Raw genomic sequence first — 26,790 nt, forward strand, 5'->3', positions numbered from 1 at the left:
GCCCTTATTCATAATCCAAAAACAAATGCGTTTTAAGAGCGAGGGTTTTAGGGAAATACCGCACAAACAAATCCAAAAACACTTTTTCACCAAAGAAATCCCCAGCGATCGTTACTTCTTGGACGCTAAAATTTTGCGCGTTATCCCAAATGAAATTCCCTAAAAACTCCGCTAAAGAATCCAAAATCCCCAAACTCAAAATTTCATTTTCCACACCCGCGAGCCTGAAACTCATCGCGCTGTGCATGATCTTTGAAAAGTTTAAAGCCATTTTCAAAGAATCGTCTTTAAGGATTTTATAATCAATCCTAGGGCCTTTAGGGCGTAAGCATTCTTTAGCCAAAGAAATAACGCTATGCGAATGAAAATCCTCGCTACACCCCAAAATAAAGCCTAAAATGCGAAAAAAATCCAATAAATTCGCGCCCCCTAGATTGTATTGAGAAAGCTCTGCAATGCGCGCGTAAAAATCAGGGAATTTAGCCGCGTAGTTTTGTAGCATTCTGGAGGCTTTTTCATCTTGTTTGAGGAGGTTAAATATTTGATTGAAATCAAAACTAATGCTTAAAAGCGTTTTTAAAGAACCATTAGCATGCAATAACAACCTTGTAGGGCGTTTGAAACTAAGATATAGAACGATAGAATTGGGGGTTTCTCTTAAAAACTCTAATTCATCTTTAAAAGGAAGGGTTGAAAGATGGTTTTCTAGCACGAAGTTTTTAGCGGGTGTGATCAAACGCTTAGGGGTTTTAAAAAGCGCTTCATAATTTAAAAGCGCTTCATAAGAATTATTTTCACAAAAATTATTTTCATGTGCAAAAACAAATTCTATCCCCTCATCTTGTAAAATATGGCACAATAAATTTAATATAGGGTCGTAGGGTAGTTGGGCTATGACTTCATCGTTTTTAAAAATATCCTTAAACACGCTTTTTAAAGGGGCTTTGATAGAGGGTTTTTCCAAACTGGCCAAGTATTTAGCGTCCTCTAAAAGCAATTTAGTGCAGGTTAAAACGCTAGAAAGAGCGCTAAAAATAACGCTTTGAGAGGGCTTGTTTAAAGAAAGGGATAACGCCCCCCTAGAAGTGTGGATAGTTATAAAATCTTGCGTTTTGAACATCTCTTTTAATTGCGTTAAACAATCTATAAGCTCTTTAGGGCTATGGATTGCTTCCCCCTTAAAAGTCATGTTGGTAACAAAACCTGAAGGATTGGCATACAAAGATGCATTTTTATCCAAAAAATCTTGATGCTCTTTAGCGTTCATAAAAAGGGGTTTTGAAAGGCTTGTTGTTTGGAAAAGATTTTCATCTAAAGGCTCTGTTACTTCATTTAAAGATAAAAAGCTAAAATCTAAAGAAAAGGGTAAAACAACGCTGAGTTTTTGCGCGAATTCTAAAGCAATCTCAGCACTCGCTTGGAGGTAGAAAGAAGTCGTACTATCCTTATAAACGCTATAAAAACTAGCTTCTAAATTGAATGCCATTTGCTCTAAAAGGGGCGTAAAAATCAAGTTTGTCTTTTCATCAACGCATTTAAAAAGAAAAACAAACGCCAATTCAAAAACCCTTATAAGAGAGTTCAGCGATGCAATCTAGGGCAATATTATTGGTGCGTTGCATGCTCACTCCCCATGCTTTTAGTTGGGTTTCTATGGCTTGTAAAGCTGTTTCTAAAGCGTTTAACATTTCGTTTGAAAGCTTGAAAGTGGTCTCGCTCCCTATCACAAAAGGCACAAGCCCCACGATAAAAGTCTTAGGCAAATCCCCTAAAAACTCTGTAAGCCTTAAAGTGTGCAGCATTTCCACTTCATGCGCGCTCCCAGCCCATGTGATTTCTTTAGGAGCGTCCTTAAAATCAAAAGCATACACCGATCCTATTTCAACGCCTTTAGCGCTCACGCAATCTAAAATCAAAACCTTTTCATACGAAGTGATTAAGGGAATGAGTTGCTGAGCCATAGTCCCCCCATCTACAATATCCACGCTAGGAAAAAAAGAAAAATTCCTCTTGAGGTAGTGGGCTAGATGCACCCCAATCCCTTCATCGCCAAAAAGGATATTGCCAATGCCTAAAATTAGGATTTTTTGACTCATTCTTTGGTATAACCATAGCCATTAATCATAGAATCCGCCCCCGAACTATCATACCTGATAGAATGGAAAAACACCATATAAACATGCACAGGGACAAACAAAATAAACCCCCAAGTCGCTAAGTGGTGGATAAAACGAACATTCGCTAACCCCCCACAAAGCACTTCAAACCACTTGAAAGCACTTGCTAAAAACGCCCCAAGCCCCGCATGATAGACATTATAATACAGCACTATCCCGCTCAAACTCATCAACACCACTAAAACAATCAAGGTGGAATAAGCCACGAGTTGGATAGGGTTATACGATCCTTTAGTGTGGGTTTTGCCGCTGATAAGAAAATACGCTTTCATCTGATCGATCCAGGCTTTTGGGCTTAAAAGTTGGCTGAAACTCCTGCGTTCCATCAAGCTTTCTTTAGTGAAAAAAAGATAGGTTCTAAAGATTAATGCGCTAATGAGCAAAAACCCAAACATGACATGAAAAGAGCGCACATAAGCTTGTAAAAGATACACCCCTTTATAAAAGCTGGAATTAGGCTGCAAAAAAGGGTAAGCGATGTAAAACCCTGTAGCGATTAAAGTAAAAATACTCAAAGCCCTAACCCAATGGAAAAAGCGCACAAAACCTGAATACTCTTTGTGTAAAACGACCTTATTCATTTTATCCATGCGTAACCCTTTTTAGAATTTAGCGAAATTAGGCTCTACTTTAAACTCGTTTAAAGACTGCCCTTTAAAATCCATCACATGCACTGAGCATGCGATGCATGGGTCAAAAGAATGGATAGTCCTAATGATTTCTAAAGGCTGGGTTAAATCAGCGATTTTAGTGCCAATCAAGCTCATTTCATAAGCCCCCCTTTGATTTTGAGAATCTCTAGGCCCTGCATTCCAAGTGGAAGGCACTACCGCTTGATAATTTTCCACCACGCCGTTTTTAATACGCACCCAATGGCTTAGCATGCCCCTTGGCACTTGACCAATGTAGCGCCCTTTATATTCTTGATTTTTATCAATGTGATAAGGAGCGCAAGTGCTTTGATCGCTTTTTAGATTTTCCAATAGCGCATCAAACGCCAAAAGGCCATTATCAGCAATCGTTTTAGCTTCAATGCACCTTGCAGCTGTGCGCCCAAGCGTTGAAAACAACGCCTCTAAAGGCAGTTTAGTGTCTTTTAAAAACTTCGTAGCCACTTCAGTAACATAAGGGTTTTTCGCCGCTAAACCTACCACTACGGAACTTAAAGGGCCTACTTCCATGGGCTTACTATCGTATCTGGGCGATTTTATCCAAGAATATTTATTTTTAGTGTCAAGCACTTTAGCAGGGATTATTTTATTTTCAATCCCCACGCTCTCGCCGTCTTTTAAACCGGTATAATGCGGGTTAGTTTGCCCGTCATAAGGGTGGAGTTGCACTTCTTTAGTGTTCTCATATTGATACCAAGAATGCGTAACCTCTTCTTTAATCAAACTCTCATCAATGGGGTGTAATTTAGAAATATCCCCATCAAGCACCACCCCACTACTCAAAAGGTATTTATCCTTTCCGAGCAACACTTCTTCATAAGCGATAAAATTCCTTAAGCCGCAGCCTTTAATAACGGATGGTTCGTTAGCGAACATTTCGCCTGCCATCACCAAATCAGGGTAGTAGGCATGGTTGATGAAATTAGCCACCACTTCAAATTTGCTCTTCCATTCCGCCAACCTTGTTGGATCCAATATATCCATAACACTCGTAACACCCCCCACCGTTAGGCTTTGTGGGTGGGGCTGTTTAGCCCCAAAAATAGCGGTCATTTTCGCCGCTTCCCTTTGGATTTCTAAAAGTTTGAGGTAGTGGCTTAAGACGATTAAATTTTGCTCTGGGCTTAAACGATAGGTTTTATGCCCATAGTAGCCATTGCTAAAAGGCCCTAAAGATCCGCTTTTAGCGAAATCGCTTAAGCGTTTTTGAACCGCTTTTAATTCGCCCGCACCGGTATTAATGGGATAAGGGCTGTATTTGAAAGAAAGTTTTGAAGCTTCAAAAGGGTCGGCTTTTAAAGCGCTCATAATATCGCACCAATCAAGCCCATGCAAAGTATAAAAATGCACCACATGATCATGAAAAAGCAACGCCATGTTCATCAAAGATCGCACCAATTGCGCGTTTAATGGGGGGGTGATGCCTAGAGCGTTTTCTACCGCAGTGATACCAGCCTTATAATGCGAATAAGTGCATACCCCGCAAATCCTTTGAGCGATAAAGCCCGCATCTCGTGGGTCTCTGCCCTTAATGATCGTTTCTAGCCCCCTAAAAAGCGTAGAAGAAGAAAACGCATCGGTGATCACATTATCATCATCTACGATCACCTCAATCCTTAAATGCCCCTCAATCCTCGTGATAGGATCGACTACGATTTTTTTTGACATGTTAATCCCTTATTACTTGTTTTTGATCGCTTTAGAAAGGAGCGCATGCGCAGCAATGCCAATAGCGGTTGCACTGAGTAAAGTCGTGCCGACTTTATCGGCTACTTTATCAGCCCCTAAGCCGTCAAAGGCGGTTTTAATGGAGCGGTTCGCCAAAGGCTCTTCAAAAGGACTCATCGTATCCCAAAAATTAGGCTCAGAACACCCTATGCACCCATGCCCTGCGCCTATGGGCCAAGAAGTGTGTGAATTGAAGCGGAGTTTGGAGCAATTGTTGAAAGTGTAAGGCCCTTTACAGCCCATTTTATACAAGCAAAAACCCTTTTTAGCGTTTTCATCGCCAAAATGCTCCACAAACTCGCCCGCATCAAAATGCCCTCTCCTTTCGCACAAATCATGAATCCTGTTCCCATAAGCCCAAGAGGGGCGGTTATACGCATCCAATTTAGGGAGAGCCCCAAACATCAAGTAATAAAGCACATTGCCCACGATATTTTTTTCACTAGGCGGGCAACCGGGAACATTGATCACGGGTTTATCAATGATTTTATGCAAGGGTTGCGCGTTAGAGGGGTTAGGGTAAGCCGCTTGAACGCCCCCAAAACTTGAGCATGTGCCTATGGCAAAAATAGCCGCTGCGTATTGAGCAGCTTTTCTGCACTCTTCAGCCCCTGTTTCAGCGTTTGGGCCCTGAGTGAGAAAGTATTCGGTGCCTTGGGGGATACCGCCTTCTACCATTAAAATGTAATTGTTTTTGTGCTTTTCTATGGCGTCATGCAAGCTTTTTTCAGCCTGAAAACCGCTCGCTACCATAATGGTCTCATGGTATTCTAGGTTGATGTAATCAAAGATAATGCTATCAATGGTGGGGTCTGCACTCCTTAACAAACTTTCGCTACAACCGGTGCATTCTGCCATGTGCAACCAAATCACGGGCAATCTGTTAGCCACTTCCACCGCTTTCAAGGTCAAGGGAGCAAAACTAGCCGGTAAGGCTAAAGTCGCGCTCATCATGCCCGCCCACTTCAACAAATCGCGCCTGGAAATGCCCGCGCCCTTAAACTCGTCTTGTAAGTTTTTATGCTCGTTATGAGCGTTAAACGAGCTGACTATCTCAAGGCGTTCTTCAATCTTTTGATAGGTCTTTTTTTCATCGTAGAACATGACCACTCCTTAACTATAAATTTTCATTATCTTAACATAATAAAAATAATGTAGTGGCAATTGATTATTTTTTAACTTTTATTTTAGATGAAAGAAATTTCTTTAACATTAAGTTTCATTTGGATAAAATTCCCCCCTATTTTATTAAAAAAGGAACAAAATGAAAAAAGTACTCATCATTAATGGGGCCAAAGCGTTCGGGAGCTCTGGAGGGAAACTCAATGAAACCTTGACTGACCATGCAAAAAAAACTCTAGAATCTTTAGGGCTAGAAGTGGATACAACGATCGTGGATAAAGGCTATGAACATGCTCAAGAAGTGGAGAAAGTCTTTAGCGCTGATGCGACGATTTGGCAAATGCCTGGCTGGTGGATGGGTGAGCCTTGGATTGTGAAAAAATACATTGATGAAGTCTTTAGCGTAGGGCATGGGAAGCTTTATGCTAGCGATGGCAGGAGTTCGCAAAACCCCACTAAAAACTACGGGAAAGGGGGCTTGATGCAAGGCAAAAAATACATGTTGAGCTTGACCTGGAACGCTCCCATTGAAGCCTTTAACGATCCTAGTGAATTTTTTGAAGGGGTGGGTGTGGATGTTGTGTATTTGCATTTGCATAAGGCGTTCCAGTTTTTAGGGCTTTCAGCGTTGCCTACTTTTATTTGCAACGATGTGGTGAAAAACCCCCAAGTGGAGCAGTATCTTAACTCCCTAACCACGCATTTGCACCAAGCTTTTGGCAAGTGATTTCAAAATAAGGGTTTTTTAACCCCCCATTTCTTTGGGGGGCTTGTTTGTTACACAATGTTTATTACACAATAAAGTCTTTAGGATTGAGCTCGCAGCCTAAGATGAGATCTTTAAGATTACTGCCCACATTTTGCAAATTCGCACCGCTTACAAAGTAGAATCCGTATTTTTCAAAAGGCACAACACGAGTGCCATCTCTATCCCTTGCTTCAGCCTTTGCTTTATCCCAACAAATGTAGCTTGGAAGTTCATCGTCTGTGTAGCTTTCAAAGGCTTCTCTGGCGTTTTCTAGCAAGTAGTCTATGACAACGCTAACTAATTCCTTAGCGTTTTTTGCCATGCACCTTTGACCATTGGGGAGCTTGACGCTTTGAAACTTATAACAAGTTAAGTTATCATCAAGGGTTTTATTAATCTCTCTTTCGCGGTATTCTTTAGGCAAATCTTTAAACAATCCCACTTGACAGAATTGATCCGCTAAATATTCGCTCCTAGCCTTCACTTCCTCTATCCCCCAAGAATGGGTGTTATTGGTGAAATAGCCGTTTAAATGCAAGGAGCTGTATTTTTCCATAAGCGCAATTTTTTCCTCGTAAGATTTGTTGCCAAGCCTTTGATTTTTCTCTTTCAAAGTTAGATTCCCAAAATTATTGAGGTAGTCTTGCTCAAAAGTGAAATAATTCCCCACCCTATCGCGCCATTCTTGGGTGGGGTTTTCGGGGTAGAAATGCTCTACTTCTAGATTTTCTTCTCTTGGCGGTTCGGCGTTGCTTAGCTTCTCTATCTCAAGCAAGATGAATTTGTACACATAATTTGTTGAATAATCGTTGCGCACAAGAAACGCCGCTTTAATTTGATCGTCATTAGGAAATACCATTTGACCAATGCTCTTGCCCAAATACCGCTTCAGTGTATCGGCTGAAACATTTTCTGGCTTTCTGTATAATTCTAGCTGTTTGTATAAAGGATAAAGAACTGTATTGAGCGCATTGTTGGAATTTCCACACACGATCCGGCGCACATAGTAGCTGATAAGGATTTGCAAAATTTCGTGGAAGTTTTCATAATCCAACTTGCCTTCTTCAAAGTCTCTGGCGCAACGCAAAACAAAGGGCTTTGCCACGCCAAATTGGATTTTCACCAGATCTTTAATGCGCAGGCGTAAATTCGCTAACTGCTGCGGGTCCCCACGCCCTAAAAAATAATGATCTCTGTCTAAAAAGATTTGATAGATTCTGCCATATTCGCGCATATCACTCATAAGGGCTTCTATATCAGAGATATTTTTTTCGTGATGGATTTTTAGCGTGTCATACACTTCTTTTTCTTTAAATTTATCTTCAAAATAGATTCTCAAATAGGTTTTGATAAAATCATCCAAATCCTTTTCGCCAATCCATTCCTCTAAAGGAACCCAATAAGTGTCATAAAGATAATCCTGTCTGTCAGAATTTTCCCCCATCATCAGGTAGTTGCGGATGAGATCCAGCCCTTTTAATTGCACGCCGGTAGCGTTAATGCTTTCAAACACCACTTGCGGATCGTCTTCGCGTGGATCTAATCCTATGGTTATGATTTTAAGCCGCAAAAACGCGTTATAAATCTCTTCAATGCGATACCCTTTGTTGAGATAATTTTTAAGCTCTTTGGTGAAAAATTTATAATTTTTCCCAATGTGCGATTCTTCTTGTATCTTATCCAATCGATTTTGCATGACAAGCTCAAAGGCTTCTTTATCTTTTTTAATGGGCTTGAGGCGCAGTCTTTGTCCTGTAAGATTGAGTATAATATTAATCTCTTTTTTTATCTCTTCATCTTGTATCTTGGTCTCTATGGCTTTAAGCAAAAGCATGAGAGTGGTAATCCTTTGCTGCCCGTCAATGATAACAAATTCTTGGAGTTGTCTAAATCTCTCTTTATCCTCCTTCCACTGCAAAATATAAGTGATAGAACCCATAAAATGCGTTTTCTTATTTTGAGAAATACTGACAATATCTTGCAGTAATTTTTTACAATTTTCTTCTGCCCAAGCGTAGTTCCTCTGGTATACAGGGATAGAAAATATCGTGTTTGCCGTGGAAAAAAAGTCGTTAATGGTGCTTTGTGTCGCTTTCATCGCTTTTCCTTTTGAGTGAGATTATCATTGCACCGAGTATTAAATCAAAAAAAAAAAAGAGCTTAAATTTTTGAAAAAGTAGCAATTTGTGGCTGAATTTATCCAAAAGATCTAAAAAAGCTTTGCACAAAGCAAGCACTAATCTCTTAAAAATGCGATCTTTAGGGGGGTTAAGTTAATGGGAGCGAGAATGATTTCAAAATACCCCCTATTCCCTTAAGAAATTGCTATTACTAGGGTATCTCATAAGAATTGTATGGCATGAACAAGCGCCCGTAATTAGGGTTCACGCGCAATAAATGCTCTTTGAAATTCCCGTAATTACGACAGCTTGACTCAAAACCATTATCGCATGCATACGAGAACAAATCCAAAGCCCTTTGATCGTCTTGAGGCACGCCTAAGCCCTTTTGATACAGCACGCCTAAATTGTTACAGCTCCCCAAAATCCCCCCATCGCATGCCATTTGGAAATATTTCGCTGCGTAGTGGTTATTCAAAGGAGCCCCTAAATCCCCATTCGCATAAATCCACCCTAAATTCGCGCACCCCATCATGTCCCCAGCGTTACAAGCCAAATAATTCAAATCCACCTGACTGAGTTGTGCTTTATCAATGCCATAAATATTATTCACATTAGACATCAAGCCCAAATTATAACACCCCATATCATTCCCGTTTTCGCATGAAAACTTATAATAACTTATCGCTTTGTAATAATCTTTTGGGACCCCACTCCCATTAGCAAACATCCACCCCAAATTATTGCATGCGAGCATATCCCCCCCTTGACAAGCCACCGCATACAATTGCAAAGCGTTTTCTTTATCGTTCGTATCCGCATTTTTCTTGTTTTCATACATTTGAGCCAGATTCGCGCAAGCGGTCGCATCGCCCCCACTGCAACCCATTTCATAATAGCGAGCGGCTTTTAGTCTGTTGGTTTGGATCCCTACCCCATTAGCATACATCGCTCCCACCGCAAAACACCCGGCCGCATTACCGTTATCGCACGATTGGGAAAAAAGCTTAAAAGCCCCTTGATAATCGCCCTTTTTAGCCAAATCAATACCGGCAGAAAGCTCGGTTTGAGCGTTTTCAGGCGATCCTAATTTGTCTAATAGATTGGAGTTATCGTTTTTAGGGGTGATCTGGGTGTTAGGGTTTGGTGCACCCTTAGTATTAGCGGGGTTAAGTTCAGGGGGCGTGTTTTTTGGGGCTTGATTGTTTTCTTCAGCGCCGCTAAGCTGTAAGACCAAAAAAACAAGTAAAAACAAACTTTTTTTGAGCATTCTTTTAATCCTTAATGCAGGTTTTGATTCAACTCAATTTTTTTCACGCTCCTAAAAGCAATCAACTTACCATTTTGGCTATTTAAACGAAAATGCACGCCATTTTTCCCTGAAAGCTCTTTGCCTTTATAAAGATTGTTGGCATGTTTTTCTAAATTATTATTCACTTCTAAAAGCTTTTTAAACTCATTTTCTTCAATTTCTATCACGCTCCCGGCTAATATCGCAACGCCTGCATCCACAATACAGCCATCGCCTAGACTGATACCGGTAACGCTATTAGCCCCTAGCAAACAATTTTTCCCAATGCTAATAGGGTTGTTATTCCCTCCGCTTAAAACGCCTAAAACGCTCGCTCCCCCACCAATATCAGTGCCTGCTCCAACCACCACTGATGAAGAAATACGCCCCTCATTCATGCACACGCCCATCGCCCCTGCATTAAAATTCACATAACTAGCCCCGGGCATTTGAGTATAACCTCCGGTCCCTAAATACGCCCCAAAGCGCGTTTTTGAGCTATCCAATAAGCGGATATTATCAAATTCAGGGATCACTTGCATTAAATAGCGCGGGAATTTGTCTATAAAATCAATACTAGGGAAATTGCCTCGCATCTTTAAAGCCACTTCATTCATTCTAAGCCATTCTAATTCATAAGGCTTGTTACCGCTCCAAGCCACATTAGAAAGCTGGTTAAAAATGCCCTCTAAATTCAAACTCCTCAAAGGAGCTTTACCTAAAGAGAGCGCTAAAAGTTTCATATACGCGCTTTCCACGCTCTCGCAAGGTTTATCTTCATACAAGATCACCAAGCGATAGAGAGATTCCCCACTACTATTTTTCAAGCGATTTTCTTCTAACGCTTTTAAAAGCTCTAAAACCACTTGGATATTTTTATGAACCATTTTATTAGAATAGGCTTCATTCAAAAAAGGCGTATAAAAATCTAGCGCTTTTAATACAAAACTTTCATCAATCTCAATGACGCATTCGCTCGCGCTCTCTTTTAGGATTTTTTCTTTAGAAAATGCATTGCAAAATACTGCATAAGAGCCTAGATTTTCATCTTTCCAGTTCAAAATGGGGTAAGTGGCGCATAAAATCTTTTTAGAAATAGGGGCAATATCCACTCTAGCAATACCAAAGCCTAAAGGCTCTCTATAATGATCAGATTGCTGGTAGTTGCTCACAAAATTTTTAAACTTATTGATCATGCCTAATCCTTTAAACTTTTTTCTCTTTCTTTAGCTAAATTTTCCACTTCTATCACAAAAGTTTCAAACAAATCCTTTTCAGCCAATTTGTGAATGACCTTACCCTCTTTAATGATCAAACCGCTGCGATTCCCAAAAGCGATCGCCATGTCTGCATGCTTGGCTTCACCTAAAGCGTTCACCACGCAACCCATCACGCTAATGTCTAAAGGGGTTTTAATGTGGCTTAAGCGTTTTTCTACCTTGCTCGCCATATCCACTAAATTGGCTTCAATGCGCCCGCAAGTGGGGCAAGAAATCCAATTAATCCCTTCTTTCAAACGCCCGCTATGGCGTAAAATCGCTCTGGCCACTTTGATTTCATTTTCTAATTCCCCTGTAATGGATACGCGCATCGTATCCCCAATACCCTCCATTAAAAGCCCCCCTAAAGCCATGGCGGATTTGATACTGGAGCTAAAAAGATTCCCCGCCTCAGTAACCCCCAAATGGAAAGGATAGATCACAAGAGGGCGTAGCATCCTGTAAGCTTCTATGGTGCGCATCACATCGCTCGCTTTTAAAGAAATCTTAAAATTGGTAAAATCCAAATCTTCTAAAAGTTTGGCGTTATACAAAGCGCTTTCTACCATGCCTTTTGGGGTGGGTCCGTATTTTTGATCAAACTGCTTTTCTAAACTCCCGGCATTCACGCCAATTCTTATAGGAATATTTTTTTCTTTACAAGCATCAACCACCGCTTTGATCTTGTCTTTAGAGCCGATGTTTCCGGGGTTAATTCTTATCGCATCCACGCTTTGAGCGGCAATGAGAGCGAATTTATAATGGAAATGGATATCAGCGATTAAAGGCAAAGGGGACACTTTTTTCAATTCTTTTAAGGCTAGGGCGTCCTTTTCATTACTCACCGCCACCCTCACTAAATCAGCCCCGGCGAGTTTGAGTCTGTCAATTTGATTTTTAGTGCTTTCAATATCAGCGGTTTTACTAAAGGTCATGCTTTGCGTGCTAATGGGAGCATCACCCCCTATGGCGACGCCACCGATAAAAATTTGCTTGGTCTTAACTCTATTTTCTAGCATCAAACCTCTTCATCAGTTAAATTCTTATCTGCTATTATACTCTTTTATGCGCCCTCTTTCATGTCCTCTTTCGCTCTTTTTTTAACGCTTTCAATGATAAACGCTTAATTTTTAGGTAAGATCAACTATTCCATTTTAAATTAAAGTAGCCCTATGACCTTTGAGCCTTATCCTTTTGAACGATTAAGAGCCTTGTTTAAAGAGATCACCCCTAAAAAAAAGGGGCTGGATTTAGGCATCGGCGAGCCGCGATTTGAAACGCCTAAATTCATTCAAGACGCTCTCAAACAGCATGCTCATTCGCTCAATATCTACCCTAAAAGCGCGTTTGAAGAGGGTTTGAGAGAGGCTCAAAGAGGTTTTTTTAAACGCCGTTTTAAGATAGAATTGAAAGAAAACGAGTTAGTTTCCACGCTAGGATCTAGGGAAGTGTTGTTCAATTTCCCTAGTTTTGTTTTATTTGATCACCAAAACCCCACCATCGCCTACCCTAACCCCTTTTATCAAATCTATGAAGGAGCGGCTAAATTTATCAAAGCTAAAAGCCTTTTAATGCCCTTAACTAAAGAAAATGGTTTCACGCCAAGCTTGAATGAAAAAGAGTTGCAAGAAGTGGATTTAGTGATTTTAAATTCCCCTAACAACCCCACCGGAAGAACCCTTTCTTTAGAAGAATTGATCGCTTGGGTCAAACTCGCCTTAAAACATGATTTTATTTTAATCAATGATGAATGTTATAGTGAAATTTATGAAAACACGCCTCCCCCTTCGCTTTTAGAAGCTTGCATGCTGGCTGGTAATGAAGCGTTCAAAAATGTTTTAGTGATCCACTCGCTCTCCAAACGCTCTAGCGCTCCAGGGCTAAGGAGTGGTTTTATCGCTGGGGATAGCAGCCTTTTAGAAAAATATAAAGCGTTTCGCACCTATTTAGGCTATACGAGTGCTAATGCGATCCAAAAGGCCAGTGAAGCGGCTTGGCTAGATGATAGGCATGCAGAATTTTTCCGTAATATTTATGCGAATAATTTGAAACTGGCGCGAAAAATCTTTAAAGACACGCTCATTTATCCTTATAGTTTTTATGCGTATCTGCCCGTTAAAGATGGCGAAAATTTTGCCAAAACGCTTTATCAAAACGAAGGCATTACTACCTTACCGGCTTTGTATTTAGGGCGTAATCGTATCGGTGCTGACTATGTGCGTTTAGCCCTTGTTTATGACACCCCTTTTTTAGAAAAGCCTTTAGAAATCATAGAAACTTATCGAGAAAACCATGCTTGAAACCCCAAAAGTTTTACTCAAAAACCTGCAAGATTGCAAGATCCATTTTATCGGTATAGGGGGGATTGGCATTTCAGGCTTAGCCAAATACCTTAAAGCACAAGGGGCTACAATCAGCGGATCTGATATTGCCATAAGCCCTAGCGTTAAGTATTTGAAAGCTTTAGGCGTAGAAATTAATATCCCGCATGATCCAAAAGCGATTAACAATCAAGATGTCATTATCCATTCAGCCATTATTAAAGAAGACAATACCGAAATACAAAGGGCTAAGGAATTAGAAATCCCTATTTTGTCTCGTAAAGACGCTTTGTATTCTATCCTTAAAGACAAGCGCGTTTTTAGCGTGTGCGGGGCTCATGGAAAGAGCAGTATCACGGCCATGTTGAGCGCGATTTGCCCCGCTTTTGGAGCGATTATTGGGGCGCATTCCAAAGAGTTTGATTCCAATGTGCGAGAGAGCGCGGATATGAGCTTGGTTTTTGAAGCCGATGAAAGCGATTCAAGTTTTTTATTTTCCAACCCTTATGCTGCGATTGTGCCTAACACAGAGCCAGAACATTTGGAGCATTATGACCACGATTTAGAGCGCTTTTTCTTCGCTTATGGGTATTTTTTAGACCATGCTCAAAAAAGAGTGATTTACAAAGAAGATCCTTTTTTACAAAACTATTCTAAAGACGCCATTGTTTTAGAAAAAAAAGATATTCATAATATCCAATACATTTTAAAAGACGGCGAGCCTTACACTTCGTTTGAATTGAAAGACTTGGGGGCTTTTTTGGTGTGGGGGTTAGGCGAACATAACGCCACGAATGCGAGTTTAGCGATTTTAAGCGCTTTAGATGAATTGGATTTAGAAGAAATTAGAAATAATTTATTGAATTTCAAAGGCATTAAAAAACGCTTTGATATTTTGCAAAAAAACGCGCTCATCCTCATTGATGATTACGCCCACCACCCCACCGAAATTAGCGCCACTTTAAAGAGCGCTAGGATTTATGCTGATTTGTTAAACACGCAAGAAAAAATGATTGTCATTTGGCAAGCGCACAAGTATTCGCGCTTAATGGATAATTTAGAAGAGTTTAAAAAATGTTTTTTAGAGCATTGCGACCGATTGATCATTTTACCCGTTTATAGCGCGTGTGAAGTTAAAAGAGATATTGATTTGAAAGCCCATTTCAAGCATTATAACCCCACCTTTATAGACAGGGTGCGTAAAAAGGGGGATTTTTTAGAGTTATTAGTCAATGATGAGGTAGTAGAAACGATTGAAAAGGGGTTTGTGATAGGCTTTGGAGCGGGGGATATTACCTACCAATTAAGGGGCGAAATGTAATGGGCGTAGCGATTGTTTTATTTTTAACGCTGATTTTATTGTTTTTAGTTTTAAGGGATTTTGGTTTAATGAGCCTTAAACAAAAAATATTAGCTTTTTTAATGGTAGGGATTATAGGGGCAAGCATCAGCGTTTACACTTACAAACAAAACCAACAAAATCAACAAGAAATCGCTTTGCAAAGAGCGTTTTTAAGGGGGGAAACCTTGTTGTGTAAAGGCATTAAAGTCAATAACCAAACCTTTAATTTAGTGAGCGGGACTTTGAGCTTTTTAGGCAAAAAACAAACTCCTATGAAAGACGTTCTTGTGGATTTGGATTCTTGTCAAACGCTTCAAAAAGATCCCTTAATCCAACCCCCAATGAACCCCCAATGAACCCCGATGAATAATAATAATAATACCCTACCCAAACCCCTAGAAGAAAGCCTGGATTTAAAAGAGTTTATCGCTCTTTTTAAAACCTTTTTTGCTAAAGAAAGAGATACTATTGCTTTAGAAAACGATCTCAAGCAAACTTTCACTTATTTAAACGAAGTGGATGCGATCGGTTTGCCTACCCCTAAAAGCGTGAAAGAAAGCGATCTCATTGTTATCAAACTCACCAAATTAGGGACACTCTATTTAGATGAAATTTTTGAGATTGTCAAACGATTGCGCTACATTGTCGTTTTACAAAACGCTTTTAAAACTTTCACGCATTTAAAATTTCATGAACGCCTTAACGCTATTATTTTACCCCCCTTTTTTAATGATCTAATCGCTTTATTAGATGATGAAGGCAAAATCAAACAAGGGGCGAACGCTACCCTAGACGCTTTGAATGAAAGTTTGAACCGCCTTAAAAAAGAGAGCGCAAAAATCATTCACCATTACACCCACTCTAAAGAGCTTGCCCCTTATTTAGTGGATACGCAAAGCCACCTTAAGCATGGTTATGAATGCCTTTTATTGAAAAGCGGGTTTTCTAGCGCGATCAAAGGCGTTGTGCTAGAAAGGAGCGCTAATGGCTATTTCTATCTCTTGCCTGAAAGCGCACAAAAAATCGCCCAAAAAATCGCCCAAATTGGTAATGAAATAGATTGCTGTATTGTTGAAATGTGTCAAACTCTAAGCCGTAGCTTGCAAAAACACCTTTTATTTTTAAAATTCCTTTTTAAAGAATTTGATTTTTTAGACAGCTTGCAAGCCAGGCTTAATTTCGCTAAAGCTTACAATTTAGAATTTGTCATGCCAAGCTTTACGCAAAAAAAAATGATTTTAGAAAACTTTTCGCACCCCATTTTAAAAGAGCCAAAGCCCTTAAATTTGAAGTTTGAAAAATCCATGCTCGCTGTTACCGGCGTGAATGCGGGCGGGAAAACCATGCTCTTAAAATCGCTTTTAAGCGCGGCTTTTTTAAGCAAACATCTCATTCCTATGAAAATCAACGCTCATCATTCCATTATCCCCTATTTTAAAGAAATCCACGCCATTATCAACGACCCCCAAAACAGCGCGAACAATATCTCTACTTTTGCAGGCAGAATGAAGCAATTTAGCGCTCTTTTATCCAAAGAAAACATGCTTTTAGGCGTTGATGAAATTGAGTTAGGGACTGACGCTGATGAAGCGAGCAGTTTGTATAAAACCTTGTTAGAGAAATTGCTCAAACAAAACAATCAAATCATTATCACCACGCACCACAAACGCTTAAGCGTGTTAATGGCAGAAAACAAGGAAGTGGAATTACTAGCCGCTCTTTATGATGAAGAAAAAGAACGGCCCACTTACACTTTTTTAAAAGGGGTTATTGGCAAAAGCTATGCGTTTGAAACCGCTTTACGCTATGGCGTGCCGCATTTTTTGATTGAAAAAGCGAAAGCCTTTTATGGCGAAGATAAGGAAAAATTGAATGTTTTGATTGAAAATTCCAGTGCACTAGAAAGGGAATTAAAACAAAAAAATGAAAGCTTAGAGAACGCTTTAAGAGAGCAAGAAGATTTAAAAAACGCATGGCTTTTAGAAATGGAAAAACAAAAAGAAATCTTTCACCATAAAAAATTGGAATTGGAAAAATCCTACCAACAAGCCCTAAATATCTTAAAAAACGAAGTCGCTTCAAAAGATACCAGTTCCATGCATAAAGAAATCCATAAAGCGAGCGAGATTTTAAACAAGCATAAAACAGACCAGGAAATCCCACAAATCATAACAAGCTTTCAAATTAACGAAAAAGCGCGTTATAAAAATGAAAGCGTGATGGTTATACAAATTTTAGACAAGGGCTATTATTTGGTAGAAACCGAGCTTGGCATGCGTTTGAAAGCGCATGGGAGTTGGTTGAAACAAATCCAAAAACCCCCTAAAAACAAATTCAAACCCCCTAAAACAACCATCCCCAAACCCAAAGAAGCGAGCTTGCGCCTTGATTTAAGGGGGCAACGCAGCGAAGAAGCCCTAGATTTACTAGACGCTTTTTTAAACGACGCGCTTTTAGGGGGCTTTGAAGAAGTACTGATTTGCCACGGCAAGGGGAGCGGGATTTTAGAAAAGTTCGTGAAAGAATTTCTAAAAAACCACCCCAAAGTGGTAAGTTTTAGCGACGCTCCCATTAATTTAGGCGGCAGTGGGGTTAAAATCGTTAAATTGTAGTTTTTGGTGCTTTTTTATGGGGGATTAATATAAAATCCACTTTAAATTATAAAGCCATTTTGTGCCAACACCTAATGGAGAACAAAGCCTTTTTAAAAGAGCGTTAAAAGGGGTTTAAGCTTAATTGAGCCAAAACCCTTAAATCTTTAGCCTTGATAGGCTTTTATGGCTTTCTCTAAAACCTTAATCGCGCTCTCTTTGTTTTCAAACCCCTTGACTTTCACCCATTTATTAGGCTCTAAATCCTTGTAAGTTTCAAAAAAATGCTTGATTTTATCCAAAGTGTGTTTGGATAAATCATCAATATCTTTAACATAGGAATGCGTGGGATCGATCTTATCTATGGGCAGAGCGAGTAATTTTTCATCCACTCCGCTTTCATCTTCCATGTTCAAAACCCCAACCAAGCGTGCTTTTACCACGCTTCCGGCTTGAAAAGCCACATCGCTTAAAACCAGTGCATCTACAGGGTCGCCATCAGATCCTAAAGTGTTAGGCACAAAGCCGTAATTTGCGGGGTAATTTTGCGCCCCATAAAGCACCCTATCCACCATTAAAGCCCCGCTTTCTTTATCCAATTCATACTTGATATTAGAATGCTTGGATATTTCAATCACCACGCACAAAGAATCAGCGTCATGGCTCACTTCTAATTGGTCTAAATTCATTGCAATCTCCTTTGAATAATAAAAAAGAATTATTCTAACATAAAGCCCGCTCTTTTTAAACCTCTTTAGGGGTTTTTAAAGGAGCGTATTGTTTGCTGTATTTGTGAAAGGCTTTTAAGCACTTTCTGGCGTTAAATTTATGATAAAAAAGATTATCAAAATAAGATTTTCTAGGGGGTTTTAATGAAATGTCAGGCTTTTTTGCATTTTGAATGGTGCTATTGAAAGCATGCTTGTTTAAAGAAACAGGGCAAGGCAAATAAGTTAAATTAGCCACATCATGGTAAGTGGGGTTGTTCATAAACATATCCACCGGCTCTATGATTTTAAAACGCTCCGTGGCTTCTATAAAGGTTTTAGCGCCCTTAGGCGTGAGGTAGTAGCCTGCCGTAGTAGCCACATACACGCTGGTGAGGTAAAAATGCTCTAAAAAAAAGGCTTCTTTTTCACTATCAGCACGCCTTTCCCAAAAGGTCTCTTTAATGTTTGCCTCTTTTGCCAATAAGGATTCGTATTTTCCTGTGAGTTCATCGTATTTTTCCGCAATGTTCTTACTGAGATCATCGTATTTTGATACGAGATTCTTATACACTTCTGTCCGAGCTAAAATACTTCCAATAAAGCGGTTGAGCTTTCTTTTAATTTTTCTAAAAACCACTGGATTAAAAGAGGTTTTTTGGGGCGCTATTTTGCAAGGCTCAGATAGTCCTTTAAAATCTTGTTGCGTTTCAATAATAAAATCTTGTTGCGTATCTTGTGTGGGATTGGGGGGGGGGGGTAACTTCATGATTTTCAATAGGCGTTTCTTCCATAGACGCTTCAGCCTCTGCAACCTCCGTATAGATAGGGAGAGCGCGCAAGTTGGTTTTATGGCCTCCCCAATAATGCCCATAGAGTCTCACAAAATCAAAAGGGCTTTTCAAACAATCCTCTAAGGCTTGCATGAAATTAGACTCTAGCATTGCATCATCTTCTAAAATAACGACCGGTTGGTTTGTTTTAACGCATTCTTTCCATAAAAAATAATGGCTTAAATAACACCCGAATTCTTGGGGCAATAATTCTTGATGGCAATAATCAGAATGGAACCAATCGGATTTTAACAAACTTGAAGAATCATAAAGCTCTTGAACGAATTTTTCAAAATCTTCGTGTTTAGGGCTAATAGCGTCAAAGATTTGAAAAACACAACGGCCTTTAAATTTTTCATTGGATTCTAAAATTAGTTTTTCAGTATCCAAACGCCTTTGACTTTCTTTTAAAGAAATGATATAAACTTGTGTCAAATGAACTCCTAAATATGGCATTCTACCATAAAATTTCTTTTTAAACCTCTTTAGGGGTTTTTAAAGGAGCGTATCGTCTGCTGTATTTGTGAAAGGCTTTTAAGCACTTTCTAGTGTTTAATTGATCATAAAGAAGATTATCCAAGTAAGACTTTTTAGGGCCGCTCAATGAAATGTCGGATTTTTTTAGATTTTGGATGGTGCTGATTTTGCAATGCTTGTTCAAAGAAACAGGCAAAGGCAAGTAAGTAAGAGTAGCGACATCATGGTAGGTGGGGTTGTTTATGAACATATCCACCGGCTCTATGATTTTAAAACGCTCTGTGGCCTCTATAAAAGTTTTAGCTCCTTTAGGTGTGATATAGTATCCTGCCGTAGAAGCCACATACACGCTAGTGAGGTAAAAATGCTCTAAAAATAGCGCTTCTTTTTCACTATCAGCACGCCTTTCCCAAAAGGTCTCTTTGATGTTTGCCTCTTTTGCCAATAAGGATTCGTATTTTCCTGTGAGTTCATCGTATTTTGTGGTGAGATCGTCGTATTTTTCCGCAATATTCTTATTGAGATCATCGTATTTTCCTACGAGTTTCTTATACACTTCTGTCCGAGCTAAAATATTTCCAATGAAGTGGTTGAGCTTTCTTTTAATTTTTTTAAAAACCACTTGGTTAAAAGAGGTTTTTTGGGGTGCTATTTTGCAAGGCTCAGATAGTTCTTTAAGGTCTTGTTGCGTTTCAATAATAGGGTCTTGTTGCGCATCTTGTGCGGGATTGGGGGGGGGGGTAACTTCATAATTTTCAATAGGCGTTTCAGCTTCTTTAGTCTTTGCATGATCTTCAATAGGTGTCTCTCCCATAGATTCTACAGCATCTCTCTCTAAGGGGAGCGTGCGCAAATTGGTTTTATGAAAATTCCAATACCACCCAAAAAGCTTGACAAAATCAAAAGGGCTTTTCAAGCAATCTTCTAAGGCTTGCATGAAATTAGACTCTAGTGCTACATCATCTTCTAAAATAACGACCGGTTGGTTTAATTTAACGCATTCTTTCCACAAAAGATAATGGCTTAAATAACACCCAAATTCTTGAGGCAATAATTCTCCACGACACCAATCAGAATGGAACCAATCGGATTTTAACATACTTTGCGCATCATAAAGCTCTTGAATAAATTTTTCAAAATCTTCGTGTTTAGGGCTAATAGCGTCAAAGATTTGAAAAACACAACGGCCTTTAAATTTTTCATTGGATTCTAAAACGAGTTTTTCAGTATCCAAACGCCTTTGACTTTCTTTTAAAGAAATGATATAAACACCAATCACAGCTCATTCTCCTTAAGAGCGCATTTTAATTCCCAAAAGACAAAATATATTCTTGCATTTCATTCACGATTTCTTCAATGCTTCTTTCGCCATTGATGATTTTATGCAAATGTTTAGTCTTGTAGAAGTTTTGGATTGCAATTAAAGGATCCAAAAACACCCGCATGCGGTTATGAAACACCTTTTCATTATCATCAGCCCCCCTAGAGCGCCCTAAAACCCTTTCTTTAGCGGTGTTTTCACTCACTTCTACTTCAATCACGCTTTTTAAGATCACTTCGTTTTGAGCGTTCAATTCCTTATCCAAAGCCTGCATTTGTTCCACGCTCCTGGGATAGCCATCAATTAAAATGATCCCTTTGCTAGAACTTTTAATCGCTGAAAGGATCGTTTCTACCACAATCTCTAAAGGCACTAATTCGCCTTGAGAAGTGAATTTCTCAATCAATAAGCCTCGCTCGGTCTTTTTAGCGCTCTCAGCCCTTAGTAAATCCCCGGTAGAAAAATGAGCGATTGTTTCGCTGTTATTCTTAGCGATAAGCTCTGCATCAGTGGTTTTACCACTCCCTGGGGCTCCAATAATCAAAAATAGTTGTTTCATATCGTATCCTTTTAAATTATTTTCTTAAGCGAATGTGTAATTCTCTTAGTTGCTCTTCATTAATGGGGCTAGGCGCGTTCGTCAATAAGCATGAAGCTTTTTGCGTTTTAGGGAAAGCGATCACATCTCTAATACTATTGGATTTGGTCATTAGCATGATCAAGCGATCAAAGCCTATCGCAAAGCCCCCATGAGGAGGAGCGCCAAACTTTAGCGCTTCTAGTAAAAAACCAAATTTCTTTTGCGCTTCTTCTTCATGGATATTGATTTTTTCAAAGACTTTTTTTTGCATTTCTTCTTTATGAATCCTTATGCTCCCCCCACCAAGCTCCACGCCATTAAGCACCACATCATACGCATGCGCTTCAACCTCTTCTATATCTTCGCATTCTATATTTTTAGGCATCGTAAAAGGGTGGTGCGCGGCATGATAGCCGTTTTCGGTTTTTTCAAACATGGGGAAATTGACTACCCATAAGAAATTCAAAGCGTCTTTATCAATCAAATCAAGCGTTTCAGCCACCTTCAAGCGCAAACGCCCCATGTAATCTAACACGATTTTTTTATCCCCGGCTCCAAAAAAGACAATATCTCCAACTTGTGCATCAGTCCTTTCTAAAATATTTTTAAGCCCCTTTTCGCTTAAAAATTTAACTAAAGGCCCTTTAATCCCATCTTCTTTGATCTGCAAATACGCTAAGCCTTTAGCCCCAAATTGGCGCACAAATTCTTCTAATTCTTTTAAAACGCTACGGCTAAAAATGACATCAGCCCCCTTAACGTTCAAAGCTTTAATGCGTTTGTTTTTAGGATCTTTTGCGATATTAGAAAAAATAGCGTTTGAGCTGTCCATAAAACAATCCCCCACTTCTATTAAAGGCAATTCAAAGCGTAAATCCGGCTTATCGCTCCCGTAATTTTCCATCGCTTCCTTATAAGGCATGCGTTTAAAAGGTTTAGAAATAGTATGCCCAATCGCTTTAAAAATCTCTTGCAACAAATCCTCCACCACGCCCATCACATCATTTTCATCGCAAAAACTCATTTCCGCATCAATTTGCGTGAATTCTGGCTGCCTATCCGCTCTCAAATCTTCATCTCTAAAGCAACGAGCGATTTGAAAATACCTGTCCATTCCCCCCACCATTAAAAGCTGTTTGAATAATTGCGGGCTTTGGGGGAGCGCGAAAAATTCGCCCTCATGCACCCTGCTTGGCACTAAATAATCCCTAGCCCCCTCAGGCGTGGTTTTAGACAGAATGGGGGTTTCAATCTCTAAAAAGCCCTTTTGGGCTAAAGCGTTACGAGTGATTAAAGCCACTTCGCTGCGCAATTTGAAGATTTCATAAGCATTCAAAGAGCGCAAATCCAAATAGCGGTATTTCAAGCGCAAATCCTCATTCACATTTTTATTACCAATTTCAATCGGTGGGGTAGCGCTTTTATTTTCAATGACTAATTCTTCTAAAACGATTTCAATTTTTCCGGTCTTTAGTTTGGGGTTTTCTAACCCAGCGCCTCTCAAACGCACTTTTCCTTTAGCCACTAGCACAAATTCGCTCCTAACCTCTAAAGCCTTTTCATAAGCTTTAGAGCTAGGATCACACACTAATTGCACCAAACCGCTTTTATCCCTTAAATCAATAAAAACCACGCCTCCGTGGTCTCTATAAGTGTTGCACCACCCAGCAACTTTGACTATTTTATCCGCATCTTTTTCACTAACTTCTGTGCAAAAATGACTTCGCATGTTTTATCCCTTTAAATTAAAACAAAAATTAAATTTATGAAAGCGTTTTTTTAAGCATTTCATGGATTTCAAGAATGTTAGATTTTACCACAAAACCATCCGCTTCTAAAGATTGGGCTAATTGACGATTGGAATCGCTGCTCATGGATGAATTGATAATCACAGGAAGATGCTCAGTCCTATTATCAGCTTTAATGGTTTTTAACACTTCAAACCCTGAAGTGTTAGGCATTTCTAAATCCGTAATGACCACGCCAACTTCTTGATAATGTTCTTTTTCATACAAATAATTTAACAATTCCCTCCCGTTTGGAAAGGCTAAATAACGCAATTCTAAAGTTTGAACGATCTTTTCTAGGGTTTTAAGAGTGCTTAAGGAATCTTCAGCGATTAAAATGAGTTTTTGGCTTTGAATGGCTTTGATGCAACGCAAAGTCAAGTCATCTAAATCCTTCAAGCTAGGGAAAACATCGCTAATCATTTTTTCCACATCTAAGATCTGCACCACTCGTTCTTCATCAAAACGGGTGATAGCGCTAAGCTTACCCTCTTCATTAATGCCTTGTTTGTCCCCGGCGTTAATCTCAGTCCAATTTTTATGGATGATCCTTTCAATTTTTAAAACCTTTAGAGCGATGGAATGGTTAGAAAAATGGCACACGATCACCAAATTATGGTTATCTTTAATGCCATATTTTTTCAAATCACGGCTAGGATCGTTCGCATCATAATGCAACCACCTTTTCACATCCACTAAAGGAATGGACTCGCCCCTAACGCTAAGAAACCCGAGCATCACGCCATCGCTCCCCCCAAGAATCTCTGTAACCTCTCCGTCATAATGGATAATTTCTCGGATCTTAAAAATATTCATGCCATAAAGTTGGGCGTCTTTTTCTGCATCTAATCTAAAGCACAGAAATCGCGCTTCGTTGTTTAAGTGCAACGAAGTCGTTTTGTCAATATCTCTTACCACCTATTTTCCCCTAAAGCCCTATCAAAGATTAAATGTTATAATACTACCCTAATTTAGTTTAAAAGGTTTTTACAAACATGATAAAAAGCCAAAAAGAATATTTAGAAAGAATTGCATATTTAAACACGCTATCGCACCATTATTACAACCTTGATGAGTCAATCGTAAGCGATGCGATCTATGATGAACTTTACCAAGAATTAAAAGCTTATGAAGAAAAAAACCCTAATGATATTCAAGCGAATTCCCCTACCCAAAAAGTGGGGGCTACTACCACCAATGAGTTCAATAAAAACCCCCATTTAATGCGGATGTGGAGCTTAGATGATGTGTTCAATCAAAACGAATTGCAAGCGTGGTTGCAACGCATTTTAAAAGCCTACCCTAGCACTTCGTTCGTGTGTTCGCCCAAACTTGATGGGGTTTCACTCAATCTTTTGTATCAACATGGCAAGTTAGTGAGTGCGACCACTAGGGGTAATGGCTTAGAAGGGGAGCTTGTTACTAACAACGCCAAACACATCGCTAATATCCCCCATTCTATCGCTTATAATGGAGAAATAGAAATCAGGGGCGAGGTGATCATTTCTAAAAAGGATTTTGACGCTTTAAATAAAGAACGCCTAGACGCTAATGAACCCCTATTCGCTAACCCTAGAAATGCCGCATCAGGGAGTTTGAGGCAACTTGATAGCAAAATCACTAAAAAGCGTAAATTGCAATTCATTCCTTGGGGCGTGGGCAAGCATTCTTTAAATTTTTTAAGCTTTAAGGAGTGTTTGGATTTTATTGTCTCGCTGGGTTTTAATCCTATTCAATACTTAAGCCTAAACAAAAACCATCAAGAAATAGAAGAAAATTACCACACCTTAATTAAAGAAAGGGATGGCTTTTTTGCTCTGTTAGACGGCATGGTGATCGTTGTGAATGAATTGGGTATTCAAAAGGAGCTAGGCTACACGCAAAAATCCCCTAAATTCGCTTGCGCTTATAAATTCCCGGCTCTAGAAAAACACACCAAAATTGTAGGAGTCATCAACCAAGTGGGGCGTAGCGGGGCGATAACCCCGGTCGCTGTTTTAGAGCCTGTAGAAATCGCTGGAGCCATGATTACTAAAGCGACCTTGCACAATTATTCTGAAATTGAAAAAAAGAATATCATGCTCAATGATAGGGTTGTTGTCATTAGAAGCGGCGATGTGATCCCTAAAATCATCAAACCTTTAGAAACTTACAGAGACGGCTCGCAACATAAAATTGAACGCCCCAAAGTTTGCCCCATATGCTCGCATGAGCTTTTGTGCGAAGAGATTTTTACTTATTGCCAAAACCTTAATTGCCCGGCAAGGTTGAAAGAAAGCTTGATTCATTTCGCTTCTAAGGACGCTTTAAACATTCAAGGCTTGGGCGATAAAGTCATAGAGCAACTTTTTGAAGAAAAGCTCATTGTTAACGCCCTGGATTTGTATGCTTTAAAATTGGAAGATTTAATGCGGCTAGACAAATTTAAAATTAAAAAAGCTCAAAATCTATTAGACGCTATTTTAAAGAGCAAAAACCCTCCCTTATGGCGTTTGATCAACGCTTTAGGGATTGAGCATATCGGTAAGGGAGCGAGTAAAACGCTAGCCAGATACGGCTTAAATGTGTTAGAAAAAAGCGAAGCCGAGTTTTTAGAAATGGAAGGCTTTGGGGTGGAAATGGCGCACTCTTTAGTCAATTTTTATGCGAGCAATCAAGAATTTATCCGATCGTTATTTGAGTTGTTAAACCCTAAAAACAGCGATATGGCTGAAGAAAAGCAAAAAAGCTCTTCTGTTTTCAATAATAAAACGATTGTTTTAACCGGCACGCTTTCTAAACCACGGCAAGAATACGCTCAAATGTTAGAAAATTTAGGGGCAAAAATTTCTTCAAGCGTGAGTGCTAAAACCGATTTTTTAATCGCTGGAGAAAACCCCGGCTCAAAACTCGCTCTGGCGCAAAAACATGGCGTGAGCGTTTTGAATGAAGAAGAATTGTTAAAGCACCTTAAAGAATTGGATTGAAATTAAATTCAAAAGAAAAATTCCAATTTTCATTCTTAATGAATTTACTCACAAAATCCTATTTTATAGTAGAATGCGAAAAATAAAGATATTTTAAAGGAACAATAATGGAACACCATAAAGTGCATACAACCATTCAGGCTTTACAAGCCAAACGCAAAAGGTTGCTAACCGAATTGGCCGAATTAGAAGCAGAAATAAAGGTGAGCAGCGAACGAAGGAGCAGTTTTAACATTTCGCTTTCGCCGAGTTTGTTAGCCGAAATAGAAGAGATAGAATACGAAGAAAAAACAAGTAAAGAGCGAAGAATCAATCACAGCGTTTTGCTCTCGCCCAGTTTTATGGCTAAAGTGGATGAATACATGAAAGAGAAAGGTTTTCCTAACCGCTCGCTTCTCTTTGAAAAAGCGTTGGAATTTTATATGTTAAAACACCCATAAAGCCAATAACGGACAAAAAAATAAGAGGGTATTTAGGGCTTTGGGAATGGAAAATCAAAAGCTCCGTTCCTTTGGTTTTTTAAGGTTATTGATCTTTTTATTCAAAGCCTTGGCTTTGTTTATTTTTGAGAGTTTGAAGTGCTTTTTAAAATCGTTTCACTCGCTTAGAGCGTGTCTATCAGTAACGCTTTTGGATCGTTTTAACAAATATTAGTTAATTTTTTAGTAATACTGCACTAAATAAAACCATCATTTGAATATAATAACCCTAAATGGCATTTTAAATCATTTCCATATAAGGGGATTTTA

General features: G+C 39.3%; 23 protein-coding genes. 7 read left to right on the forward strand and 16 right to left on the reverse strand.

The features are described from left to right. Positions 1-4: 4 nt before the first annotated feature. From hydE to QT76_RS05915, 5 genes are read right to left on the reverse strand one after another with little or no spacing between them, the layout of a single operon-like run. Positions 5-1,558 carry a hydrogenase biosynthesis protein HydE gene (hydE, locus tag QT76_RS05895; protein WP_033616988.1) on the reverse strand — a complete coding sequence of 518 codons (1,554 nt, stop codon included), beginning with the start codon at positions 1,556-1,558 and terminating at the stop codon, positions 5-7. Between the two features lies 1 nt (position 1,559). Then, entirely contained in the window at positions 1,560-2,096 is a 537-nt protein-coding gene (gene hydD, locus QT76_RS05900; protein WP_033601939.1) for a hydrogenase biosynthesis protein HydD, read from the reverse strand. Next, positions 2,093-2,767, reverse strand: coding sequence for a Ni/Fe-hydrogenase, b-type cytochrome subunit (gene cybH, locus QT76_RS05905; protein ID WP_033616990.1), 675 nt, complete (start codon positions 2,765-2,767; stop codon positions 2,093-2,095). The genes hydD and cybH overlap by 4 nt, the downstream gene beginning before the upstream one ends. Before the next feature lie 12 nt (positions 2,768-2,779). Continuing rightward, entirely contained in the window at positions 2,780-4,516 is a 1,737-nt protein-coding gene (locus QT76_RS05910) for a nickel-dependent hydrogenase large subunit (RefSeq protein ID WP_033616992.1), read from the reverse strand. Between the two features lie 12 nt (positions 4,517-4,528). Next, the gene (locus tag QT76_RS05915) at positions 4,529-5,680 is read right to left on the reverse strand and encodes a hydrogenase 1 small subunit (protein WP_033616993.1); all 1,152 of its coding nucleotides are present in this window, start codon (positions 5,678-5,680) and stop codon (positions 4,529-4,531) included. A gap of 160 nt (positions 5,681-5,840) precedes the next feature. Between QT76_RS05915 and QT76_RS05920 the strand changes: the two genes are divergently transcribed. Next, positions 5,841-6,425 (forward strand): NAD(P)H-dependent oxidoreductase, encoded by a 585-nt coding sequence (locus tag QT76_RS05920; RefSeq protein WP_000756696.1) that lies wholly within the window; start codon positions 5,841-5,843, stop codon positions 6,423-6,425. Positions 6,426-6,489: 64 nt separating this feature from the next. Here the strand turns inward: QT76_RS05920 and QT76_RS05925 are convergent, their stop codons facing one another. The 4 genes from QT76_RS05925 to ispG all read right to left on the reverse strand — a co-directional run bounded on the left by QT76_RS05925 (position 6,490) and on the right by ispG (position 12,135). Next, entirely contained in the window at positions 6,490-8,544 is a 2,055-nt protein-coding gene (locus tag QT76_RS05925; RefSeq protein ID WP_033616994.1) for a DUF262 domain-containing protein, read from the reverse strand. 233 nt (positions 8,545-8,777) lie between these two features. Then, a complete protein-coding gene (locus QT76_RS05930; RefSeq protein WP_033616997.1) occupies positions 8,778-9,836 on the reverse strand; it encodes a tetratricopeptide repeat protein in 1,059 nt (352 codons plus the stop codon). Between the two features lie 11 nt (positions 9,837-9,847). Further along, a complete protein-coding gene (locus QT76_RS05935) occupies positions 9,848-11,053 on the reverse strand; it encodes a 2,3,4,5-tetrahydropyridine-2,6-carboxylate N-succinyltransferase (RefSeq protein WP_033616998.1) in 1,206 nt (401 codons plus the stop codon). Positions 11,054-11,055: 2 nt separating this feature from the next. Next, entirely contained in the window at positions 11,056-12,135 is a 1,080-nt protein-coding gene (ispG, locus tag QT76_RS05940; RefSeq protein WP_000892473.1) for a flavodoxin-dependent (E)-4-hydroxy-3-methylbut-2-enyl-diphosphate synthase, read from the reverse strand. A gap of 153 nt (positions 12,136-12,288) precedes the next feature. Between ispG and QT76_RS05945 the strand changes: the two genes are divergently transcribed. Genes QT76_RS05945 through QT76_RS05960 form a run of 4 tightly spaced genes read left to right on the forward strand, consistent with a single transcriptional unit; the run spans position 12,289 to position 17,391 of the window. Then, positions 12,289-13,416 carry a succinyldiaminopimelate transaminase gene (locus QT76_RS05945; protein WP_033616999.1) on the forward strand — a complete coding sequence of 376 codons (1,128 nt, stop codon included), beginning with the start codon at positions 12,289-12,291 and terminating at the stop codon, positions 13,414-13,416. Then, complete coding sequence (murC, locus tag QT76_RS05950) at positions 13,409-14,758, forward strand: UDP-N-acetylmuramate--L-alanine ligase (RefSeq protein WP_033617000.1); 1,350 nt, start codon at positions 13,409-13,411, stop codon at positions 14,756-14,758. Before QT76_RS05945 ends, murC begins: the two co-directional genes overlap by 8 nt. Further along, the gene (locus tag QT76_RS05955) at positions 14,758-15,135 is read left to right on the forward strand and encodes a hypothetical protein (protein WP_033617001.1); all 378 of its coding nucleotides are present in this window, start codon (positions 14,758-14,760) and stop codon (positions 15,133-15,135) included. The genes murC and QT76_RS05955 overlap by 1 nt, the downstream gene beginning before the upstream one ends. Positions 15,136-15,141: 6 nt before the next feature. Beyond that, the gene (locus tag QT76_RS05960) at positions 15,142-17,391 is read left to right on the forward strand and encodes an endonuclease MutS2 (RefSeq protein WP_033617002.1); all 2,250 of its coding nucleotides are present in this window, start codon (positions 15,142-15,144) and stop codon (positions 17,389-17,391) included. 146 nt (positions 17,392-17,537) lie between these two features. On the opposite strand, the gene ppa is transcribed toward QT76_RS05960, so the two are convergent. The 7 genes from ppa to QT76_RS05995 are packed head-to-tail and all read right to left on the reverse strand — an operon-like array spanning position 17,538 to position 23,993. Then, complete coding sequence (gene ppa / locus QT76_RS05965) at positions 17,538-18,059, reverse strand: inorganic diphosphatase (RefSeq protein WP_001047005.1); 522 nt, start codon at positions 18,057-18,059, stop codon at positions 17,538-17,540. 55 nt (positions 18,060-18,114) lie between these two features. Beyond that, a complete protein-coding gene (locus QT76_RS08290; RefSeq protein WP_033617003.1) occupies positions 18,115-18,846 on the reverse strand; it encodes a glycosyltransferase family 25 protein in 732 nt (243 codons plus the stop codon). Further along, entirely contained in the window at positions 18,788-19,345 is a 558-nt protein-coding gene (locus QT76_RS08295; RefSeq protein WP_033617004.1) for a glycosyltransferase family 25 protein, read from the reverse strand. Before QT76_RS08295 ends, QT76_RS08290 begins: the two co-directional genes overlap by 59 nt. Before the next feature lie 40 nt (positions 19,346-19,385). Then, complete coding sequence (locus QT76_RS05980) at positions 19,386-20,666, reverse strand: glycosyltransferase family 25 protein (RefSeq protein WP_033617005.1); 1,281 nt, start codon at positions 20,664-20,666, stop codon at positions 19,386-19,388. Positions 20,667-20,691: 25 nt separating this feature from the next. Next, positions 20,692-21,267: an adenylate kinase gene (locus QT76_RS05985; RefSeq protein WP_033615265.1), complete on the reverse strand. Its 576-nt coding sequence runs from the start codon at positions 21,265-21,267 to the stop codon at positions 20,692-20,694. Between the two features lie 16 nt (positions 21,268-21,283). After that, positions 21,284-23,017 carry an aspartate--tRNA ligase gene (aspS, locus tag QT76_RS05990; protein WP_033617006.1) on the reverse strand — a complete coding sequence of 578 codons (1,734 nt, stop codon included), beginning with the start codon at positions 23,015-23,017 and terminating at the stop codon, positions 21,284-21,286. Between the two features lie 34 nt (positions 23,018-23,051). Continuing rightward, positions 23,052-23,993: a chemotaxis protein gene (locus QT76_RS05995; RefSeq protein WP_033617007.1), complete on the reverse strand. Its 942-nt coding sequence runs from the start codon at positions 23,991-23,993 to the stop codon at positions 23,052-23,054. Between the two features lie 77 nt (positions 23,994-24,070). Between QT76_RS05995 and ligA the strand changes: the two genes are divergently transcribed. Further along, positions 24,071-26,041, forward strand: a complete 1,971-nt coding sequence (ligA, locus tag QT76_RS06000; protein ID WP_033617008.1) for an NAD-dependent DNA ligase LigA — start codon at positions 24,071-24,073, stop codon at positions 26,039-26,041. A 107-nt stretch (positions 26,042-26,148) separates the two neighbouring features. Then, the gene (locus tag QT76_RS06005; RefSeq protein WP_000399944.1) at positions 26,149-26,481 is read left to right on the forward strand and encodes a hypothetical protein; all 333 of its coding nucleotides are present in this window, start codon (positions 26,149-26,151) and stop codon (positions 26,479-26,481) included. Positions 26,482-26,790: the final 309 nt, after the last annotated feature.

Origin of the sequence: Helicobacter pylori SA37A, from assembly GCF_000476015.1 — a bacterium.
In the GTDB taxonomy this organism is placed as follows: Bacteria; Campylobacterota; Campylobacteria; order Campylobacterales; family Helicobacteraceae; genus Helicobacter; species Helicobacter pylori_DB.

What these genes read in the sequence shown, in the direction of transcription:
- ppa (WP_001047005.1), bottom strand. Translation starts at nt 18,059, where the DNA reads ATGAATTTAGACCAATTAGAAGTGAGCCATGACGCTGATTCTTTGTGC.
- aspS (WP_033617006.1), bottom strand. Translation starts at nt 23,017, where the DNA reads ATGCGAAGTCATTTTTGCACAGAAGTTAGTGAAAAAGATGCGGATAAA.
- QT76_RS05930 (WP_033616997.1), bottom strand. Translation starts at nt 9,836, where the DNA reads ATGCTCAAAAAAAGTTTGTTTTTACTTGTTTTTTTGGTCTTACAGCTT.
- QT76_RS05985 (WP_033615265.1), bottom strand. Translation starts at nt 21,267, where the DNA reads ATGAAACAACTATTTTTGATTATTGGAGCCCCAGGGAGTGGTAAAACC.
- murC (WP_033617000.1), top strand. Translation starts at nt 13,409, where the DNA reads ATGCTTGAAACCCCAAAAGTTTTACTCAAAAACCTGCAAGATTGCAAG.
- QT76_RS05920 (WP_000756696.1), top strand. Translation starts at nt 5,841, where the DNA reads ATGAAAAAAGTACTCATCATTAATGGGGCCAAAGCGTTCGGGAGCTCT.
- QT76_RS05945 (WP_033616999.1), top strand. Translation starts at nt 12,289, where the DNA reads ATGACCTTTGAGCCTTATCCTTTTGAACGATTAAGAGCCTTGTTTAAA.
- ispG (WP_000892473.1), bottom strand. Translation starts at nt 12,135, where the DNA reads ATGCTAGAAAATAGAGTTAAGACCAAGCAAATTTTTATCGGTGGCGTC.
- QT76_RS05955 (WP_033617001.1), top strand. Translation starts at nt 14,758, where the DNA reads ATGGGCGTAGCGATTGTTTTATTTTTAACGCTGATTTTATTGTTTTTA.
- QT76_RS05960 (WP_033617002.1), top strand. Translation starts at nt 15,142, where the DNA reads ATGAATAATAATAATAATACCCTACCCAAACCCCTAGAAGAAAGCCTG.
- QT76_RS06005 (WP_000399944.1), top strand. Translation starts at nt 26,149, where the DNA reads ATGGAACACCATAAAGTGCATACAACCATTCAGGCTTTACAAGCCAAA.
- QT76_RS05925 (WP_033616994.1), bottom strand. Translation starts at nt 8,544, where the DNA reads ATGAAAGCGACACAAAGCACCATTAACGACTTTTTTTCCACGGCAAAC.
- QT76_RS05910 (WP_033616992.1), bottom strand. Translation starts at nt 4,516, where the DNA reads ATGTCAAAAAAAATCGTAGTCGATCCTATCACGAGGATTGAGGGGCAT.
- QT76_RS08290 (WP_033617003.1), bottom strand. Translation starts at nt 18,846, where the DNA reads ATGAAGTTACCCCCCCCCCCCAATCCCACACAAGATACGCAACAAGAT.
- QT76_RS05915 (WP_033616993.1), bottom strand. Translation starts at nt 5,680, where the DNA reads ATGTTCTACGATGAAAAAAAGACCTATCAAAAGATTGAAGAACGCCTT.
- cybH (WP_033616990.1), bottom strand. Translation starts at nt 2,767, where the DNA reads ATGGATAAAATGAATAAGGTCGTTTTACACAAAGAGTATTCAGGTTTT.
- hydD (WP_033601939.1), bottom strand. Translation starts at nt 2,096, where the DNA reads ATGAGTCAAAAAATCCTAATTTTAGGCATTGGCAATATCCTTTTTGGC.
- ligA (WP_033617008.1), top strand. Translation starts at nt 24,071, where the DNA reads ATGATAAAAAGCCAAAAAGAATATTTAGAAAGAATTGCATATTTAAAC.
- QT76_RS05935 (WP_033616998.1), bottom strand. Translation starts at nt 11,053, where the DNA reads ATGATCAATAAGTTTAAAAATTTTGTGAGCAACTACCAGCAATCTGAT.